The organism is Nocardia gipuzkoensis (assembly GCF_021183645.1).
In the GTDB taxonomy this organism is placed as follows: domain Bacteria; phylum Actinomycetota; class Actinomycetes; order Mycobacteriales; family Mycobacteriaceae; genus Nocardia; species Nocardia abscessus.
The window spans coordinates 6,779,709-6,797,779 of the sequence record NZ_CP089225.1; the positions used below are offsets into that span (position 1 = coordinate 6,779,709).

Annotated in this window: 15 protein-coding genes; 11 read left to right on the plus strand and 4 right to left on the minus strand. The window is 68.1% G+C overall.

Annotated features, from left to right (window positions below; translation table 11 throughout):
- The first annotated feature begins 2 nt into the window (after positions 1 to 2).
- From hsaA to LTT66_RS30985, 5 genes are read left to right on the plus strand one after another with little or no spacing between them, the layout of a single operon-like run.
- The gene (gene hsaA / locus LTT66_RS30965; protein ID WP_233062077.1) at positions 3 to 1,208 is read left to right on the plus strand and encodes a 3-hydroxy-9,10-secoandrosta-1,3,5(10)-triene-9,17-dione monooxygenase oxygenase subunit; all 1,206 of its coding nucleotides are present in this window, start codon (positions 3 to 5) and stop codon (positions 1,206 to 1,208) included.
- Positions 1,205 to 2,548 carry a class I SAM-dependent methyltransferase gene (locus tag LTT66_RS30970; protein ID WP_233062078.1) on the plus strand — a complete coding sequence of 448 codons (1,344 nt, stop codon included), beginning with the start codon at positions 1,205 to 1,207 and terminating at the stop codon, positions 2,546 to 2,548. Before hsaA ends, LTT66_RS30970 begins: the two co-directional genes overlap by 4 nt.
- Positions 2,545 to 3,936: an FAD-binding oxidoreductase gene (locus LTT66_RS30975; RefSeq protein WP_233062079.1), complete on the plus strand. Its 1,392-nt coding sequence runs from the start codon at positions 2,545 to 2,547 to the stop codon at positions 3,934 to 3,936. The genes LTT66_RS30970 and LTT66_RS30975 overlap by 4 nt, the downstream gene beginning before the upstream one ends.
- Positions 3,933 to 5,054, plus strand: coding sequence for a class I SAM-dependent methyltransferase (locus LTT66_RS30980; protein WP_233062080.1), 1,122 nt, complete (start codon positions 3,933 to 3,935; stop codon positions 5,052 to 5,054). The genes LTT66_RS30975 and LTT66_RS30980 overlap by 4 nt, the downstream gene beginning before the upstream one ends.
- Positions 5,051 to 6,055, plus strand: a complete 1,005-nt coding sequence (locus LTT66_RS30985; RefSeq protein ID WP_233062081.1) for a fused (3R)-hydroxyacyl-ACP dehydratase subunits HadA/HadB — start codon at positions 5,051 to 5,053, stop codon at positions 6,053 to 6,055. The genes LTT66_RS30980 and LTT66_RS30985 overlap by 4 nt, the downstream gene beginning before the upstream one ends.
- A gap of 168 nt (positions 6,056 to 6,223) precedes the next feature.
- Here LTT66_RS30985 and LTT66_RS30990 read toward each other — a convergent pair whose 3' ends face one another.
- On the minus strand, positions 6,224 to 7,171 hold the full coding sequence (locus LTT66_RS30990) for a sigma-70 family RNA polymerase sigma factor (RefSeq protein WP_233062082.1): 948 nt from the start codon (positions 7,169 to 7,171) through the stop codon (positions 6,224 to 6,226).
- 183 nt (positions 7,172 to 7,354) lie between these two features.
- Between LTT66_RS30990 and LTT66_RS30995 the strand changes: the two genes are divergently transcribed.
- Both LTT66_RS30995 and LTT66_RS31000 read left to right on the plus strand, forming a co-directional pair.
- Positions 7,355 to 8,119 (plus strand): SDR family oxidoreductase, encoded by a 765-nt coding sequence (locus tag LTT66_RS30995; protein WP_233062083.1) that lies wholly within the window; start codon positions 7,355 to 7,357, stop codon positions 8,117 to 8,119.
- Positions 8,120 to 8,149: 30 nt separating this feature from the next.
- Positions 8,150 to 8,908 carry a DUF899 domain-containing protein gene (locus LTT66_RS31000; protein ID WP_233062084.1) on the plus strand — a complete coding sequence of 253 codons (759 nt, stop codon included), beginning with the start codon at positions 8,150 to 8,152 and terminating at the stop codon, positions 8,906 to 8,908.
- Positions 8,909 to 8,933: 25 nt separating this feature from the next.
- Here the strand turns inward: LTT66_RS31000 and LTT66_RS31005 are convergent, their stop codons facing one another.
- The gene (locus tag LTT66_RS31005) at positions 8,934 to 9,659 is read right to left on the minus strand and encodes an SDR family oxidoreductase (RefSeq protein WP_233062085.1); all 726 of its coding nucleotides are present in this window, start codon (positions 9,657 to 9,659) and stop codon (positions 8,934 to 8,936) included.
- Between the two features lie 105 nt (positions 9,660 to 9,764).
- Between LTT66_RS31005 and LTT66_RS31015 the strand changes: the two genes are divergently transcribed.
- Together LTT66_RS31015 and LTT66_RS31020 are read left to right on the plus strand one after the other, a co-directional pair.
- A complete protein-coding gene (locus tag LTT66_RS31015) occupies positions 9,765 to 10,613 on the plus strand; it encodes a LysR family transcriptional regulator (RefSeq protein WP_269821980.1) in 849 nt (282 codons plus the stop codon).
- A 232-nt stretch (positions 10,614 to 10,845) separates the two neighbouring features.
- Complete coding sequence (locus LTT66_RS31020) at positions 10,846 to 11,298, plus strand: cation-binding protein (RefSeq protein WP_233062086.1); 453 nt, start codon at positions 10,846 to 10,848, stop codon at positions 11,296 to 11,298.
- Between the two features lie 143 nt (positions 11,299 to 11,441).
- Here the strand turns inward: LTT66_RS31020 and LTT66_RS31025 are convergent, their stop codons facing one another.
- Entirely contained in the window at positions 11,442 to 12,770 is a 1,329-nt protein-coding gene (locus tag LTT66_RS31025) for a cytochrome P450 (RefSeq protein ID WP_233062087.1), read from the minus strand.
- A gap of 114 nt (positions 12,771 to 12,884) precedes the next feature.
- On the minus strand, positions 12,885 to 13,754 hold the full coding sequence (locus LTT66_RS31030) for an alpha/beta hydrolase (RefSeq protein WP_233062088.1): 870 nt from the start codon (positions 13,752 to 13,754) through the stop codon (positions 12,885 to 12,887).
- A 628-nt stretch (positions 13,755 to 14,382) separates the two neighbouring features.
- On the opposite strand from LTT66_RS31030, the gene LTT66_RS31035 reads away from it, so the two are divergent.
- On the plus strand, positions 14,383 to 16,737 hold the full coding sequence (locus tag LTT66_RS31035) for a serine/threonine-protein kinase (protein WP_233062089.1): 2,355 nt from the start codon (positions 14,383 to 14,385) through the stop codon (positions 16,735 to 16,737).
- Between the two features lie 141 nt (positions 16,738 to 16,878).
- The gene (locus tag LTT66_RS31040; RefSeq protein ID WP_233062090.1) at positions 16,879 to 18,069 is read left to right on the plus strand and encodes an NAD(P)/FAD-dependent oxidoreductase; all 1,191 of its coding nucleotides are present in this window, start codon (positions 16,879 to 16,881) and stop codon (positions 18,067 to 18,069) included.
- Positions 18,070 to 18,071 lie beyond the last annotated feature (2 nt).

Here is an 18,071-nt window from a genome sequence, read left to right on the forward strand (position 1 = left end):
CAATGACCGACGACGCCACTACCGCGGTACTCGCCGCGGTCGGTGAACTGCTCCCGACGCTGAGCAAACGTGCCCCGGACACCGAACACGCTCGGCGGATCCCGGTGGAGTCCCTCACCGAACTCACCGCCACAGGGTTCTTCGGCCTGCTGCGCCCGCGGCGCTACGGCGGATACGAGGCGCACCCCGCCGTCTTCTACAAGGCCGTGGCCGAACTGGCCTCGGCGTGCGGCTCCACCGGATGGGTCGCCTCCGTTCTCGGCGTATCCCCCTGGAATATCGGGCTGTTCGACAGTCGCGCCCAGGACGAAGTGTGGGGTGCCGACACCGACACCCTCATCTGCTCCTCGTACGCCATGACCGGCACCGCCGTTCCCGTCGAGGGCGGCTATCGGCTCAGCGGCACCTGGGGGTTCGCCTCCGGATGCGACCACGCCCGCTGGGCGTTACTGGGCGCGAAGGTCGTCGTCGACGGCGAACCGGTCGATTCGTGCACCTTCCTCGTGCCCGCCGACGACTACACCGTCACCGACGTGTGGCAGGCGATCGGCCTGCGCGGCACCGGAAGCAACGATATCCATGTCGAGGAGGTATTCGTGCCCGCGCACCGGGTGCTCGGCGCCGACGCGGTGACCGCCTGCCGCACACCCGGACAGCAGGTCAACGACGGCGCGCTGTACCGGATTCCGTTCGGCTGCCTGCACACCAGCGCCATTACCGCGGCCATCGTCGGCATGGCGCGCGGCGGCTACCGCGCACACCTCGAACAGCAGCGTGACCGGGTGCGCGCGGCCCTGCCCGGCGACGCCCGCAAAGACACCGGCTACAGCGGCGACGCGTTCCGCCACGATCCGGCCACACTGGAGCGGATCGCCCTGGCCGCCACCGAGATCGACGCCGCGTGGCGGCAGCTCACGCACAATATCGATGAACTGTACGCGCTGGCGGAGGCCGAGAAACCCATCGGACCGGGCGATCGGTTGAGGCTGCGTCGCGACCAGGTCCGCGGCACCGAACGCGCCGTGGCCGCCATGGACCGGCTGTTCGAGAACTCCGGCGGTCGCGCACTGCGGGCGGACAATACCGTTCAGCGTTTCTGGCGTGATGTGCACGGCGGACGAGCACACGCGGCCAACGACCCGGAACGCGTGTACCGCATGTTCGCCGCGGCCGAACTCGCCGCGATATCGGAGGCGCGGAACCCGTGACCGATCAGCTGGTGTCCATGCTCGATCGGCACCCGTGGGTGGACTCGGCACGGCGGGACGAGCGCCGCGACGTGATCGTAGTGCGGCCGGCCGCCGCGGCCGTCACGGTGCGGCCCGTTCCCGGGGAGCTGCTCACCGAGTACCTCGAGCACTGGCGACACGTATATGAGTACGTGTACTCATCGGACGAACTGCGCCACGGCGATGATCTCGACCTGTCCGGTTGGCGCGCCTCCGACACCGGTGCGGCGTTCCCCCGCGAGCACATGCTGGAGTGGATCGACCATGCTGTCGGCCTGGTGCGGCGCGGACGCCCCGGAACCGTGCTGGAAATCGGCTGCGGCAGTGGACTCCTCGTTCACCGCCTGCACTCGTCGACACGCGGCTACCTCGGGGTCGATCCGGCCGAACCCGTAGTGGAAAGACTGCGCGCACGCCGACTTCCGACGGTGGCGGTACTGCGGGCCGCCGCGCACGAACTCGCCGGCGACCGGGTGACGGCGGCGTTGCGCGCACTCGACCCGGCCGGGCGACCGGACTGCGTGGTGCTCAACAGCGTGACGCAGTGCTTTCCGGACGAGCGCTATCTCACCGCCGTACTCGATGACGCACTCGACATGGTCGCACCGGGCGGCACCGTCGTCGTCGGAGATATCCGCAACCTCGCCAACGCACAGGATTTCGCCCACTGGTTGGAACAGGCACGCACTCCGGGGCTCAACGCCGACGATCTGGCCCGACGGGCGGCCGCCCGGATGGACACCGACGAAGAACTCCTGTGCGATCCCCGAGTCTTCGCCCACATCGCGCGGCGGCATCCCCGGTCGGTGCGGGTCGCCTGCTACGCCAAGCCGATGCGAGCCGACACCGAGCTGACCCGCTACCGCTATGACGTCGTGCTGACCGTCGACGCGCCCGCACCCGGCCCGAGCCGCGTCGTTCCGTGGCGTGATCTGCCCGCTCGCGGCACCACCGAACGGCTTGCCGCGCTCGCCGACACCGTACGCCGGGACGCGACCGTGGTCGCCGGTATCCCGAACGCGCTGTTCGATCGCGACGCCACGGATGCCGTCACGCCGGCTGTGCTCGCGGCCGCACTGCCGCCGGAGTGCGCGGTCCTGCTCGACTCGGCAGACAGCCGGTACCTCGCGGTCGGCCGCCCCGAACATCAGACGGACCTGGAGGCCGTACGCGCCGACCCGCCGCACGCCGCCTGCAACGACCCGTTCACCCGCTACCTGCGCCGCCGGATGCCGGAGGTCCTGACCGACTATCTCGAACTGCTGTCCGCCACGGCACACCCTCCCATCGTCGTCTCCGAGGAGTTCGCCGCCGTATGACCACCACACGACCGACCACCGACTACCTCACCGACCTGCGCACGGCCTGCCGGGGCGCCGTCCTGGCACCGGGCGATCCGGGCTACGACCGGGCACGGCGGCGCTGGAATACGGCCGTCGACCAGCGTCCGGTGGCCGTCGTGCAGTGCGCCCGGGTCCCCGATGTGCGGGCCGCCGTCACGACGGCGCAGCGGCACCGGCTGGCCGTATCGGTGCGCGGCGGCGGACACGAAGTCGCGCGGCATGCGGCGGCCGACGGCTCCCTGCTGCTCGATCTGTCGGGACTGCGGACGATCACCGTAGACCCGATCGCCCGCCGCGCCACCGTCGGAGCGGGAGTCACCTGGGCCGAATTCGACCGTGCCTGTCACCGGCACGGTCTGGCCGTGACCGGAGCGGACGTGTCGACCGTCGGCGTGATCGGGTCCACCCTGTGCGGCGGCAGCGGCTGGTTGCAGCGTATGGCCGGATTCACCTGCGACAGTGTGCGTTCCGCGCAGGTCGTCCTGGCCGACGGCCGGCTGGTGCACGCCACCCCCGACCATCACCCCGACCTGCTGTGGGCGTTGCGTGGCGGCGGCGGCAATTTCGGGATCGTTGTGGCCCTGGAGTTCGAGCTGCATCCGATCGGCTCGCTGCACGCGGGCACACTGTTGTTCCGGCTCGAGGAGGGGCGCAGAGTCTTCCGCGAGTTCCGTGAACTCTGTGCCGATTCCCCGGACGAGTTGGCGCTGCGCGCCACCCTGCTGCACTGGCCCCCCACCGCACCCGAGGGGCCGCCGATGGCGGCGGTCACCGTCGCCTATTTCGGGCCCCGTGATCGTGCTCGAACGGAATTGGCGAGGCTGAAGCGTCTGGGCGAACCCGAGCTCGACCTCATCCGGCCCCTGGAATACCCTGAATTGCAACGCAATACCGAGCAGGCTTTCCACGAAGGCCACGGCACTGCCACCGGCACCGAATGGCTGCGCGCGTTCGATGACGACGCGATCGACGCACTCATCGACCTCGCGGGGCGGATGCCCACCCCGTATTCGCTCGTCTCGGTCCATCAGCTCGGCGGCGCGCTGCGGCGCGTGCCGGTGGGCGCGACCGCCTTCGGCTACCACGACGCCGCCTACCATGCCGTTATGTTCTCCGGCGGACCCGCCGGAACCGACCTGGATCCGTCACGCCGATGGATCGCCGAGGTCGTGGCCGCGCTCCAGGGCTGTTCCGCGGGCGGGCCCTATATCGGCATCCTCGACGACACCGCGTCCGCGGAACGGGTACGCCGCGCCTACCATCCCGATTCCTACCCGCGGCTGCAACGGCTCAAGGCCGCCTATGATCCCGACAACCTGTTCCGCTGCAATCACAACATCCCGCCGCTGGACGGGGCGCGATGACCACCGACGAGACGCTCGATATAACCGCACGCGCCTCGAACGCCGTCGCGGATTTCGATGCGCGGCAGTGTCTGTCGGCGCGCGATGACCTCGATCTGTTCGGGTTGCGGGCCATGGCCGCGGCGCTGGGACGGGCTTTGTCCGGTGGTGCGGCGCGTACCGAGGACGACCTCGTGTCCACGCTCGAGGTCGCGCCGCGGCATCGCTGGCTGCTGCGTCGCTGGCTCGGCCTGCTCACCGCGCGCGGATTGCTGAAATATGACTCATATCAAGGATTTTCATCTCTGCAGGCGGCTACCACACCGGTTCGCGCCGATCTCGACCAGGTCTGCGCCGACCTCGGGTTCTCCGCACAGCTCGCGCGTTTCTTCACGGCCGCCAACCGGCAAGCCCTCGAGCTGTTACAGGACAAGGTGCTCGCTCAGGAACTGCTGTTCCCGGATGGGGACCTGCTCACCGCCGAGGCCGCATACCGGGACAATCCGGTCAACCGGTACCTGAACGCCGCCGCCGGTGCGATCGTCACCCGCGCGGTGGACGCACTGGCCCTCGACCGTCATCCCGTGCGCATCCTGGAACTGGGCGCGGGCGTGGGCGGCACCACCGCCGACCTGCTGCCGATGCTCGACGGTCTGCCCGTCGAATATCACTTCACCGATGTGTCGTCGTTCTTCCTCGACGCCGCCCGAACCCGCTTCTCGCATTACCCCTGGCTGCGGTTCGACCTGGTCGACCTGAATGCCGAACTGCCGCCGCCACAGTCGGTCGACATCATCCTGGCCGCGAATGTGCTGCACAATGCCCACCACTGCGGCGTCGCGCTGCGGCGGCTGCGCGAACTGCTGCGCCCGGGTGGCCAGCTCGTCGTCATCGAGTCCTGCCGCGAACACTTCCAGTTGCTGACCTCCATGCACTTTCTGATGTCCCCCCGCCCCGGCGGCGTCCGACCCGGCCACGACGATGTGCGTGCGGGGACCGACCGCATCTTCTTGACGGAGTCCCAATGGCGGGCCGAACTCGTCGCGGCGGATCTGCCTGCCTGGCTGGTGCTGCCCGGTCCGGAGCAGCCGTTGGCCGCGCACGGGCAACGGGTCTTCGCCGCGCGGACATCCCGGTGACCCGAGGTACCCGCGCCATGCACCCGCACCCCACCGTCGGCCGTCGATACACCGCCGCCGACCACTACGAGGTCGGCCGGGAGAAGATTCGCGACTTCGCCCGCGCTGTCCAGGACTTCCATCCCGCCCACTGGGACGACGGCGCGGCCCGCGAGCTCGGCCACTCCGGTCTGCTCACTCCGGTCACCTTCGCCTCCGCGGTCGGCTCGCTCACGCAACGGGCGCTGATGCGCGCCGCCCTCAACGGATACGATCCAGCGCATCTGCTCCACGTAGAACAGGACATCCACTGCCATCGCCCGGTGACCGCCGGCAACCGGCTGACACACGAGATCACCGTGGACTCCCGCCGCCCCACGCCGGGCGGCGACCTGATCGCCGTCACCATGACCATCCGCGATCACACGGATGCCGTGGTGCAGACCGTGCACACCACGCTCGCCGGTCGCCACCACGACACCTCGCCGACCGTGGAAGCGCTCGCCATGCTCGACCTGCTCGAACGCGTCCCGACGCCATCACGGGCTGCGCTTGCACAGACGATCACCGACCCACCCCCGACACGGCTCGACCAGTACACCGCCGCTGCGAAGCTCGCAGTCGGACAGCGCTTCCCGCCTCGCACGATCAGGCTCTCCCGTGGCGAACTCGTTCACTACGCTGGTGTCTCCGGCGACATCAACCCCATCCACTGGCACGACGCCGCCGCCCGGCATGCCGGCCTGGACGCGGTCGCTGCCCATGGGATGCTGACGATGGGACTCGGCGCGGCCTGCTTGACCCAATGGCTCGGTGTCCCGGACAGCGTCGTCAACTACTACGTACAGTTCGCCAGACCGGTTCTCATCGCCGCCCATCGCCCCGCCGAAATCACTTTCGACGGCGCGGTCCGATCCGTCGATCCGGCCACCCGGCAGGCCGTGATATCGCTGACCGCCCACAGCGCCGACAACTCCATCTTCGGCCTCGCCTCGGCGACCGTACATGCGGACCCGCGCTGATCGGGGAGTTGACGACCATGCGATTCCCGGCATGGGGAGTGTGACCGCCGTTGTCAGTCGCCCGGCACCTGCATGCCCGTCCTGTCGTCCATGCGCTCAACGCTCTGTTCTGGGGTATGGCTCGGCGGCCGATCACGCGCCTTCTTTGATCGTCCGGGCACGAAGGTCCTACCGGGTCAATGGCATGCCGAACGCGGCGAACAGAGTTGGTTGAAGAAAAACGGTGATGGCCGCAACCGCGCCGTGGCCGGTGGTGATGACGTGTATCGAGTGGGCTTCCAGGATGCCGTTGGCGCCACGACGGTATTCGGCGACGGCGGGCTGTCCGTTCGCGGCCGTCGGGACCAGCAGGAGATCGCCGGGCTTCGCGAAAGCACGCTTGGCAAGAAACCGGGTCACCGCATCGCGCCCGGTGAACCATACTGGCACCGGGGGCATTTCGAGCCTGACGTCGGCGGTCAATAGCTCGGTGAGAGCTGCGAGGTCGGCTTTCTCGAATGCCGCGCAATAGCGGTCGAGCAAGGCACGGCGTTGGACGTCCTCCGGTTCGGTCACACGGTCGTCGGCGGGAGCGACCTCGGCGAGCCGGGCGCGTGCCCGCTGGAGTGCGCTGTTGACCGCGGATGGCGTGGTTTCGAGGAGTTCCGCGACTTCGGCGGCGCTGAACTGGACGACGTCGCGCAGGATCAACACAGCTCGCTGGCGTGCGGGCAACTCCTGCATGGCCGTCATCACGGCCAGCCGGACGCTTTCCTTGGCGACGACTGTGGTTTCCGGTGTCAACGCGTCGGGCAGCGGCTCCAGCCATTGGTGAGCGCCGGTGTCGCTGTCGAGACCCGTATCGGGGTCGACCGAGCCGGCGCCGAGTCCAGCCGGTAACACCCGGCGGGCGCGATTCTCCAGCGCGCGCAGGCACGCGGTGGTCGCGATGCGGTACAGCCAGGTCCGCAGCGCCGCGCGCTCCTCGAACGCCGGATAGCCGCGCCAGCCGCGCAGGTAGGTCTCCTGGACGAGATCCTCGGCGTCGTGCACCGAACCGAGCATGCGGTAGCAGTGGGCGATCAATTCGGCGCGAAACGGCGCCGCATGCTCGATGAAATCTTCCTGGACCGGCACAGCCGTACTCCTAAGTCTCGACGTGACGGGGACGCGAGCCCCATACCAGTACAGATACGTCCGGCAACCGAAATTCATCGGTCAGCTCGCCGCGAATGACAGCGGCGCCGCACCGATGAATCGCCGCGGCGCGACGTATCTGAATCAGTACGAGCCACATCCCCGACGAAAGCGAATACGACCATGAACCAGACAACCCACTCCGGCGCCCTCGGCGGCACGACGTCGATCGTGACCGGAGCCAGCCGTGGATTCGGCCGCGGCATCGCCCGGGCGCTGTCGGCCGCGGGCGCCCATGTCGTCGGCGTCGCCCGGGTCGGCGCGCATCTGGATGCGGTGCGCGAGGAACTCGGCGGCACCTTCACCGCGGTCAGCGCCGACGCCGCCGATGCCGCGACGGCGGGCCGACTCCTCGACGAGCATCGACCGCACACGGTGGTCCTCTGCGCGGGAGCCGCTCCGCGCATGAGCGCTTTACAGGACCAAACCTGGGAAACCTTCAGCCAAAACTGGAATGTCGACGTCGCGCAGGCGTTCTATTGGATCCGCGAAGCGCTGCGGCGCCCGCTGGCGCCGGGTAGCTCGGTGATCACGATCTCCAGCGGGGCGGCGATCAACGGATCGCCGCTCAGCGGCGGTTACGCAGGGGCGAAGGGCACTGTCAAGCTCATCACGAGCTATGCCGCCGTCGAGTCGGAACGGGCCGAGCTGGGAATCAGGTTCGTGTCCGTTCTCCCTCAGTTGACGCCCGCCACCGACCTGGGGGCAGCGGCAGTCGCTGCCTACGCCGAGCGGCAAGGTGTCGATGTCGACACGTTCGTGCGGGCCTTGGGACCTCCTCTCACCCCGGAGCAGGTGGGCGACGCGGTTCTCGAGATCGCGACCGCTGAACACCCCGTCCACTACGCGAACACGCTCACCGCCGCAGGCATATCACCACTGGCCTGAATCACCTGAACCGAAGAAAGGACATGCGCAATGAGCACACCGCCGATCGTCTCGCCACAGGAGTGGGAGGCAGCGTGGCAGCAGCTGCTGGTGAAGGAGAAGGAGGTGACCCGAGCCCGCGACGCGCTGGCCGCCTGGCGACGACGAATGCCATGGCTGGCCGTGGACAAGGAGTACGTGTTCGAGGGACCCGAGGGCAAAGCAACGCTGCTCGACCTGTTTCACGGCCGACGTCAGCTGATCCTCTATCGCGCCTTCTTCGAGCCCGGCGTGGGCGGCTGGCCCCACCATGCCTGCCGTGGCTGCTCCATGATGGCCGATCATGTCGCCGACCTCGCCCACCTGAACGCTCGCGACACCACACTCGTATTCGCCTCCCGTGCGCCGCAGCCCGACATCGACCGCGTGAAGGCGCGGATGGGCTGGAAGATGCCGTGGTACACCATCACCGACGACTTCGATGCCGACTTCGGCGTGGACGAATGGCACGGCACGAACGCATTCATCCACGACGGCGACCGCGTGTTCCGCACCTACTTCATCAACAATCGCGGCGACGAGGCGCTGGGGACCACGTGGAGCTTCCTCGACATGACCGCGCTGGGACGCCAGGAGCAGTGGGAGGACTCGCCGGAGGATTACCCCCAGACCCCACCCTACGAGTGGTGGGACTGGCACGACACATACGGCGAGCACAAGCCCTCACGGTGGTTCGGTGACCCCGACCCGGACAACCCCAACGACCAGCGGCCACCGCGCGCCGACTCGAAGGACTGCGGCTGCCCCTGATCGGCGAACCCGCGCGCCGAGCATGTCACCACGGCACTACCCCTGCGTCATCGAAGAACCCGCCGGTCGGTCCTCCGTCGGGCAGCGTCGCGAGCTTGATTGCGATTGCCGCGCCTTGCTCCGGTGTGCGGACGCCACGAAAACCGTTGAGGTCGGTTGCGGTGAAGCCGGGGCAGGCTGCGTTGATGAGGATGTCGGTGTCGCGCAGCTCCTTGACGTATTGGACAGTGACGGCGTTCAGGAACGTCTTCGACGCCGTGTACGCAGCGGAAATCGGGCCCGTCTCGGTACCGGGAGTGGTCTGCAGAGTAAGGGAGCCGACCGTGCTGGACATGTTCACGATGCGTGGTGATGCCGAGCGCCGCAGCAGCGGTAGCACCGCGTTGGTCACGCGGATGACGCCGATCACGTTGGTTTCCACGGCGGCCCGCACTGTAGCGGGGTCGACGGCGGTGGGCGTCTGTGGCATGCCGCCGGTTATCCCAGCGTTGTTGACGAGCACGTCGAGGCGTCCGATGCGGTCCTCGATCAGCTCGGCGGCGGCGGCCACGCTCGCGTCGTCGGTCACGTCGAGCGGCACGCCGAAGGCGTCGGCACCGGCCGCTCGCAGCTTCTGCACAGCGGCTTCACGGCGCTGTTCATCCCGGGCGCCGACACCGACACTCCAACCGAGGGCGCCCAAGCCGGCCGCGATCTGGTACCCGATGCCCTTGTTCGCGCCGGTCACCAGCGCGATCGTCTGTTCACTCATAGGGTCGATCCTGTTCGGAGTCCGGCGAGGCGTCCAAGACCGACTGGGTGGACAGCGATACCGCTCGGGTATCGATCCCGGTGGGCGCCGGATACGCTGAGGATCGTGGAGACGCGGGAGCTGCGATACTTCGTCACCGTCGCTGAGGAGCTGCACTTCGGGCGGGCGGCGCAGCGGCTCGGGATCGCGCAGCCCCCACTGTCCCGGGCGATCGGGCAACTCGAACGGCGGCTCGGGGTGGTCCTGCTGCAACGCACCAGTCGCGCCGTCACCCTGACCGAGGCCGGGTTGGTGCTCCTGGGGGAGGCCAGGGCGGCGCTGGACGCGGTCGAGGCCGCTGAGCGACGCACCCGCCGCGCTGCCCTCGCCGCCACCGGCCGCGCTGGAGTGGTCCTGGCCACGAAGGCCGGAGCGTCCATCGAACTGCTGTCCAAACTCCTCGACGCCTACGCCGCCGAGCCCGGCTCGGTCACCGTCGAGGTGCTCCTGTGCGGGATCGGCGAGCAGGAACGACTACTACGCGACGGACGCGCCGACGTGGCGTTGTTGCACCGGCCGTTCGACGCGATGGCCGGATTCGACATCGAGGAGCTGCACACCGAGGAACAGGTCGTGCTCCTGCCGGCCGGGCATCCCCTCGCCGACCGGACGCACGTGCGGATGGCCGAGGTCGCCGAGCTGCCCGGCCTACCGCTGCCGCGCTGGCCCCGACGAGACGGTACATACCCGGACGGCCCCGGTCCGCAGGTTCGCGACCATACCCAACTGCTCCAGCTGATCGCGCTCGGACGGGCTTCGGCGATCCTGCCGGAGTCGGTCCGAGCCCATCTGCGCCGCGACCACGCCGCCGTGCCGGTACTGGACGCGCCGGCCGTCACAACGGTAATCGCGTGGCCACCGCACAGCCGATCCAAAGCTGTCGCCGACCTCGTCCGGACTGCTACACGCCTCTAGCCGATTCCGCATGATCGGCCACCCGTGCCCGGACCGGTAGAAATCCCGCTGGGTGCTCGGCTCCTGGACGGTGAAGCGGACGTGGGCAGCAGGGTGGCTGAGCGGTGCGTCAGCAACGGGGCGGCTCGGCGATGCGTTATCGTCGGCTACCTGAAGGACATGCCAGCTGCCCCGAGAGACAGTCTGCCCTGGCGTTCAGCGCTGACCTGAAGTGCGGTATCAGGGAGGAATTGTGGACATTACCGAGCTGATCCTCGATGACCACCATGAGCACTTCTACCCCGCGCTGCTGCAGGTGGGTATCGCGGCCCGGCGCGCGGGCGGGGTGGAAGACGAGACGCTCGACGCGATCCACGACCACAACGAGATCAGGGACGCGATCGCCGAAGTGGCGCGTCATCAGGTCGGCACCGATAACTGGTACGTCGCCGTCGCGGCAGCGAACTCGGCCAACAGCGATCATATGGCCGAGGAAGAACGCGAGGGCCTCACTGACTTCCGCCGCCTGGCCGGGCTGCCGCGCCGCCATCAGCTGGCCGTCGCCTTCGCCGCTTACGAGGCGCGGAACTACGCCGGCGTCCAATCCGTCGACAAGGATCCCGTCAGCTATGTCCGCGCGGCAGAGAAGAAGCTGCGGACCGCTGCGAGCGGATCGCTGAGTGTCGGCACCCTGAAACGGAACTGACTCGGCAGACCGGCGGGGGCAGTCGGCAACCGCTCCGCTCCCGCAACATCTCCTCATGCCGCATGCAGATGAGATCCGCTGTCCGATGGGGCGCTTGGGATGTCCAGCGACGGCGAATCAACTTGCCGCGGTGCGGATCTCGTTCAGCGTGGAAGCAGGGTGATCCGGGCGTTGTGGGCGGGGCTGAGGCCGGTGTGATAGCGCCGTGGGGGTTCGACGGGGCCGGTGGCTGCACCGATGCGGCGATGCTCGAGGATGGTGCGGAAGAGGATGCGCGCTTCCGCCAGGGCGAATTGGGCACCCAGACAGCGATGCGCGCCGGCGCCGAAGGTCAGCCAGGTGCGGCCGTTCGGTGGCTCGCCGAGGAAGCGTTCGGGGCGGAAGACCATCGGGTCCGGGTGATGCCGCGGTGATTCGTGAATGAGAAGGATCGGGACTATGACGATGGCGCCCTTGGGGACGCGGACACCGTTGACCACGGTGTCGCGCAGTGCTCGCCGCCCGGTGAACGGTGACACCGGGCGGACCCGCATCGTTTCGGCGACCACGGCGTCGAGGTATGTGTCGAGCCTGGCACCGTCGCCCGCGTCGACCGCCGCGTCGAGCTCGGCCCTGGCTGCCGGGTGGACGGCCAGCATGGCGGCGATCCAGCCGAGCGTGATCGCGGTGGTCTCGTAGGCTCCCAGCAGGATGCCACGCATGTTGCGGGCTAATGCGGCGTCGTCGTGCTGATCCAATTCGGTGCCGACATACCGGGACAGCACATCTTTCCGGCCGTCGCCGTCGCCGGGCGTGGTCCGGCGCGCGGCGATTTCCTCGATGATGATGGCGTCCACCTCGGACTGGCGGCGGCTGAGCGGCGGGTAGGGCAGTGTGTAGCCACCGACCAGCGGGGTGAGCAAGGTGACGGCGAGAAAACCGCGGCTCTCGATTTCCCCGAACCACCGGCTCACCGCCTGTTTCAGCCGGTCCTTGCGGGGCGCGGCCACCTCGCCGAAGACGACGCCGAGCAGCACGCCGATGGCCAGGTCGTAGCCGACCTTCAGGAACTCGAACGGTTCAGCGACAGGCCAGTTCGGCAGTTCGCGCTGAACCACCTCCACCATGAGATCTTCGTAGGACCGGAGGGCCTTGCTCTGGAACGGCGGCGCGAACAGCTTGCGCTCGCGGCGGTGTTCGTCACCGTCGAGGAAGATCAACGTCTGTTTGCCGAACATCATGTCGTGGCTGGAGAAGCGGCTCAAAACCTGCCCGACCGAGAAGTCGTCATGGTTGGCGAACAGTTCTCGCACATCGTCCATGTTGTAGGTGACCAGCATGGTCGGAAACCCTGGCGGCGAGACCACGAACCGTTCGCCCATTTCCAGCAAGGGGGAACGGTGCGTGCCGGGGCGCATCAGCCCACCGATCTGCGCGATGTGGCGGTTGCGTAGCCGAGGGAGTTCTCGCAGAGATATCGGGGCATGCGACATGTAGCCATCCTCGACCCGTTGCTCGGCGACTCGCAAACACGAAATCCCCGCAGTGGCAATAGGAAGCGAGCGCCTGCCGCCACAGCAGTGGTCCGGCTGGAGGCCGGGCAGACGTCACCCGGTCGTATGCGCGAGGATGGCGGCGGCCAACTCCTCGTGCACTTCCAGCGGCAGCGTGTGGCCCATGCCCGCCACGATCATCAGCCGGGCGCCCGGGATCTGCTCGGCGATGATCGCGCCGTGGCCGGGCTTGGCCGGCTCGTGGCTGCCCTCGATGACCAGCGTGGGCGCTTTCACCTGGTGCAGTACGTCCACCGGCTCGAAGTCCGGCTCGGCCGCTGCCGCGAGCCGGTGGTTGGCCACCGCGGACAGGTCGCGGGCCCGGTCGTAGATCCGTTTCTGTAGCCGACGCGCCGCGTCCTCGTCGAACGGCAGGCCGGTGCCGTGCAGCAGGCGCTGCTCGGCGATCATGCCGTCGATCCGGGCGCGCCGGTCCTCTGGCGGTGGGGTGGCGATCAGTTCGCGGTAGAAAGACGTGAACTCAGGTGCCGGCTCGGGCAGGCTCCCCTCGGGTTGCGGCTGCCCCATCAGAGCCCGCATGATCACCTGACCTTCGCCGCCGCCGAGCGGTGAGGAGCCGATGACGGTCAGTGAGAGCACCCGCTCCGGCCGCTCCACGGCGACGAACTGGGCGAGCAGCCCGCCCGCCGAGTGGCCTACCAGGTGCGCGCTGTCCAGACCGTGGGCGTCCATCACGCGGTACACGTCGTTCTTGATGTCGTCCCACGTGTACGGCTCCGCCGCGAAGTCGACCGTGTCCGACATGCCGGTGTCGCGGTGGTCGTATCGGATCACCCGGCGGCCTCCGGCGACAAGGCGGCCGACGAACTCGTCCGGCCACAGGATGCCCTGGGACATCGACCCCATGATCAACAGGATCGGCGCATCCGTCGCGGCGCCGAACTCTTCACTCCATATGTTCACGTCACGCATATTTCAGAGCATTCCTTCCGGCCGATTGCGGCCTCATCGAAATATTCACGGCACCACCGGGCATTGCCGGAATCCCGGGATGCGAGTTCGTGTCACCAACCCGGATCACCGGGTGCGAGGGACTGTTCCGGCCGGGCGCTACCGCGCTCCACGTCTGCCGTGCCGGGGCCATCCGTTCTTGGCCGTGGCGGCAGCCTGCGGAGGCACGGGTCGAGCCACGGATCGTTGCTGGTTGTTTCGAATCGGGTAGGTGCCGCGCTGCTTTCGCATATCGGTCGTGCCTTTCGTGAAACCGGTGGAGTCCGGGCCGTCGGCGGGGGCAGAAGCCGATCCCTCACCGTGTCAGTCGTAGTACTCTGTGTGAAGTGATTGAACCGTAGTGCTACATCTGGAGTGGTGTCAAGTGGGTCGGGCGAATCCCGGACGCAGCCAGGTGTTGCTCAGCATCGATCCACCCCAACGGTTCCGACCGGACGCCTGAGGACTTCGGTCGTGGCAGCACTTGCGGCAGGTGCGGATTCGGTCGCAGCGGTGCCGTCGAGTCTCGATTCGCAGAGTTGCCGATGAGTCCGGGATGCGGTGTGATCGACCCACCATCGCGGATCGGAGGGATCGAACGTTGGCCGCATTGGAGCCGGGGTCGGCGTTCGCCGGATACACCATCGAACGCCTTCTCGGTGTCGGCGGCATGGGCGAGGTCTACGTCGCCCGGCATCCACGGCTACCCCGTTCCGACGCGGTGAAAGTGCTTGCCGCGCAGTTCACCCGCGACGACTCGTACCGACGCCGTTTCGAGCGCGAGGCCGACCTCGCCGCATCCCTGTCGCATCCCGGCATCGTCAGCGTCCACGACCGTGGAGAATCCGAGGGGCGGTTGTGGATCGCGTTGGAGCTGATCGACGGCATCGATCTATCGGCGTCGCTCGCCTGCTCGCCGGGCGGGTTGCCCGGCACCGACGTGGCTCGCGCGATCATGGAGGTCGCCGATGCGCTCGACTACGCGGGTGCTCGCGGGTTGGTCCATCGAGACGTCAAACCCGCCAACATCCTGCTCGCCAGCACCGGCCACTACCTGCTCACCGACTTCGGGATCGCACGAATGGGACCGGAGACCTCCGACCTCACCGGAACCGGCCTGACCATCGGCACCATCGCGTACGCCTCCCCTGAACAGATGCAGGGACTGCCCGTCGAGCCGCGATCCGACCAGTACTCACTGGCCGCCACCGCCTTTCATCTTCTCACCGGTGCGCAGCCGTTCACCGGCGCCAACCCGGTCGCGGTGATCATGGCTCATGCCCAACAGCCCGTCCCCAGCGTGCGAGCGCATCGGCCCGATCTCGCGCCGCACGTCGATTCGGTGATCGAACGGGCGATGGCGAAGAGTCCGGTGCATCGCTTTCCCACCAGCAAGGATTTCGCGACCGCGCTCGGTCACGCCCTGGCCGTGTCCGGGACGCACCGGCAATCGTCAGCCGGAACGGCGACGCCCACCGCGGCGGTGGCCGACCGCTACGCGGAAACCGTCGTCCGCTCGGCCCCGGTCAGCCGTGGACCGCAGCATCCCGCCCCGCCGATGCCGCGCCGCAGCATGCCTCGCCTTATCGGAGCGATGGTGGTCACGGTGGCGCTGGTTGTCGTCGGCTTGCTCGGCGTCCGGGCATTCATGCACGACGCGGGAGCGGAGGAAGCCGCGCGGTTGCCCCGTCGACCCGTGACGCCGATTCTGCCGTCGCTCGACAAGCGGCCCGATACCGCGATCTGGACGTTGCAGGATATTCCTGGCCCTCCCGGCTCCCAGTCGGACGGCGCGTCAGCGCTCGGCGGAGATTCCGACGTCGTCATCTTCAGCCGCAGAGTCCGCCTAGCCGACGCGAACCGCATCAAGTACCTCGACATCGTCGACGCGAACACCGGTCGGCTCCGGGCCGGCACCGAGCCCATCCTGGTGGACACGAGCCAACGCAGCCTCAGCCGCTGTGTCGTCAGCGCAAGTCATTCGGCAGCGGCCTGTCACCTCGACGGCTCGTCGGCACCCTCCGATGCTGTGGTGGTCATCGACCTCGAGGCGAGCCGGATAATCGACACCTTTCCCGCTGTGGGGCAAATCGACAGCCTGACCGCCGCGGGTGGGCGTTTCGTCTTCGTGGACCGGACGGTTCAGGATCAACTGCCGTCACTGCGGACGATCGGTGCGGACGGCCGGGAACTTCCGGCGATCCGCTGGGCCGATGCCTACCCGCGGTCGGGGTCGACGCAACCGCGCCATTCGATCGAAGTCTTCGGCTCGGTCCGGCTGGCCGTGGTCAAGTCCGCACCAGACCCCTCGGAACCCTTGTCGAAGTGGGAGTTTCGCGTGATCCGGCTCGAAGACGGCAACGAGGTGTTCCGGCGCGACTCCGTCGAAGAGATCGGTGACAAGGACTGGAACGTCTTCATCGACGGATTCGTCGTCGCCGACGGCCGGTCACCGGCCGGGATCTACGATCGGAACGGCACCAAGACAGCGGATCTACCGAAGGGCTGGCGGCCGAGCGAGCGCCCGACCAGGCTGGTCGGGCCGGGGCCGGCGGAGACTTCGGTGCCCACCGCCATTCGGACACAGGGTAATCGGACGACCTACGCGGGGATCAGCCCGCGCAACGGGACCGTCTTGTGGCAGAACGAGTCATTCGGCGCCGGTGACAGTTCCGAGCGACTCCTGTTGCGCGGCACCGGAAGCCTGATTCTCACCTCGGAATCGGGCCGTGTGGTCGACGCCTATACCGGTGAGTATGTGATCTCCGGCCTCGTAGCGAAAGGCACCGAACTCGGCACCGACGGTAGCCGGATCGCCGTCGGCACCGACTCGGTCCGTTCGGGTCACTCACTCGAAGTGTGGAGCAGCGACGGTGAAGTCTGGGAGATCACGAGCGAGAGCAAACCGGTCGCGATCGGTGGCAAGGTCTATGTCGGAAACCTGAGGCTCTTCTGACCGCAGGGGGTGCCCGGCGGAGCCTCTGCGCCGACCGGCGACTCCAGTGCTCTATGGGGTGATCCATGTCACTTGTTGATCCTGTCAGGAATTCGGGGGCTGTCTCGTTCAGGGAGCACGCGAACCAGACAGGAGCGAAACATGCAGCACCGCATCGTCGTCCTCGGGGCCGGATACGCCGGAGCCTTCTCGGCCGGATACTTGGCCCGCCAACTGCACTCCGACGACTTCGAGATCACCGTCGTCAACGCCGAACCCGATTTCGTCGAGCGGCTGCGTTTGCATCAGCTCGCCGCCGGGCAGGATCTCCGTCACCGGCCGCTGGCAGAGGTGTTCGCGGGCACCGGCATCCGGCTCCGAGTGGCGCGGGTAACCCAACTCGACGCCGAGTACCGGACCGTCACAGTCATCGACGGCGAGGGCATCGACCGGCTCGAATACGACACCCTCCTCTACACGCTCGGCAGCACCGCCGCCGACCACGGCGTTCCTGGCGTCCACGAGCACGCCTTCCACGTGGCCGCGCGGCCGTCCGCGCTGCGCCTGCGCGCACGCCTGGATGAGCTGGGCGAGGACGGGAACGTCCTGGTAGTCGGCGGCAACCTGACCGCGATCGAGGCCGCCACCGAGATCGCCGAATCCCGTCCAGGACTTCGGGTCAGCCTCGCCACCAGCGGTGAACTGGGCGGCTGGCTGGGCACGAAGGCCCGCCGTCACCTGCTGCGCGCCTTCGACCGGTTGGGTATCACGGTCCACGAGCACACCACCATCGAGCGCGTCGAGGAGGCGTCCGCGGTCGCCGCCGACGGCACCGTTTTCGCCTCCGACGCGACCGTGTGGGCCGCCGGCTTCGCCGTCCATCCGATCGCCGCCGCCAGCGGCCTCGAGGTGGTAGCCAACGGCCAAATCACGGTCGACCGTCAGATGCGGTCGGTTTCGCACCCGGATGTCTACGTCGCCGGTGACAGCGCCTTCGTCATCGGGGATAACGGTCGGCCGTTGCCGATGTCGTGCGCTTCCGCGGGATACACCGGCACGCAGGCGACGACCGCGATCATCGGGGACCTGACCGGGCGCAAGAGCAAGGCGACCGCGCTGACCTATTTCGGCAACCACATCAGCCTCGGACGCAAGGACGGGATCTTCCAGCTGGTCGACGGTGACGCGCGATCGAAGCCCGGGGCCCTGTGCGGCCGGTCGGCGGCCCGAGTCAAGTCGGCGATCGTGGCAACCAGCGGCTGGGCCATCAGCCGTCCGACCTTCGGGAAGCCGAATCACAAGTACCGCTTGGCTACCATCCGAGAGCACTCGCCCGACTTGGTCGCCGGATAGAT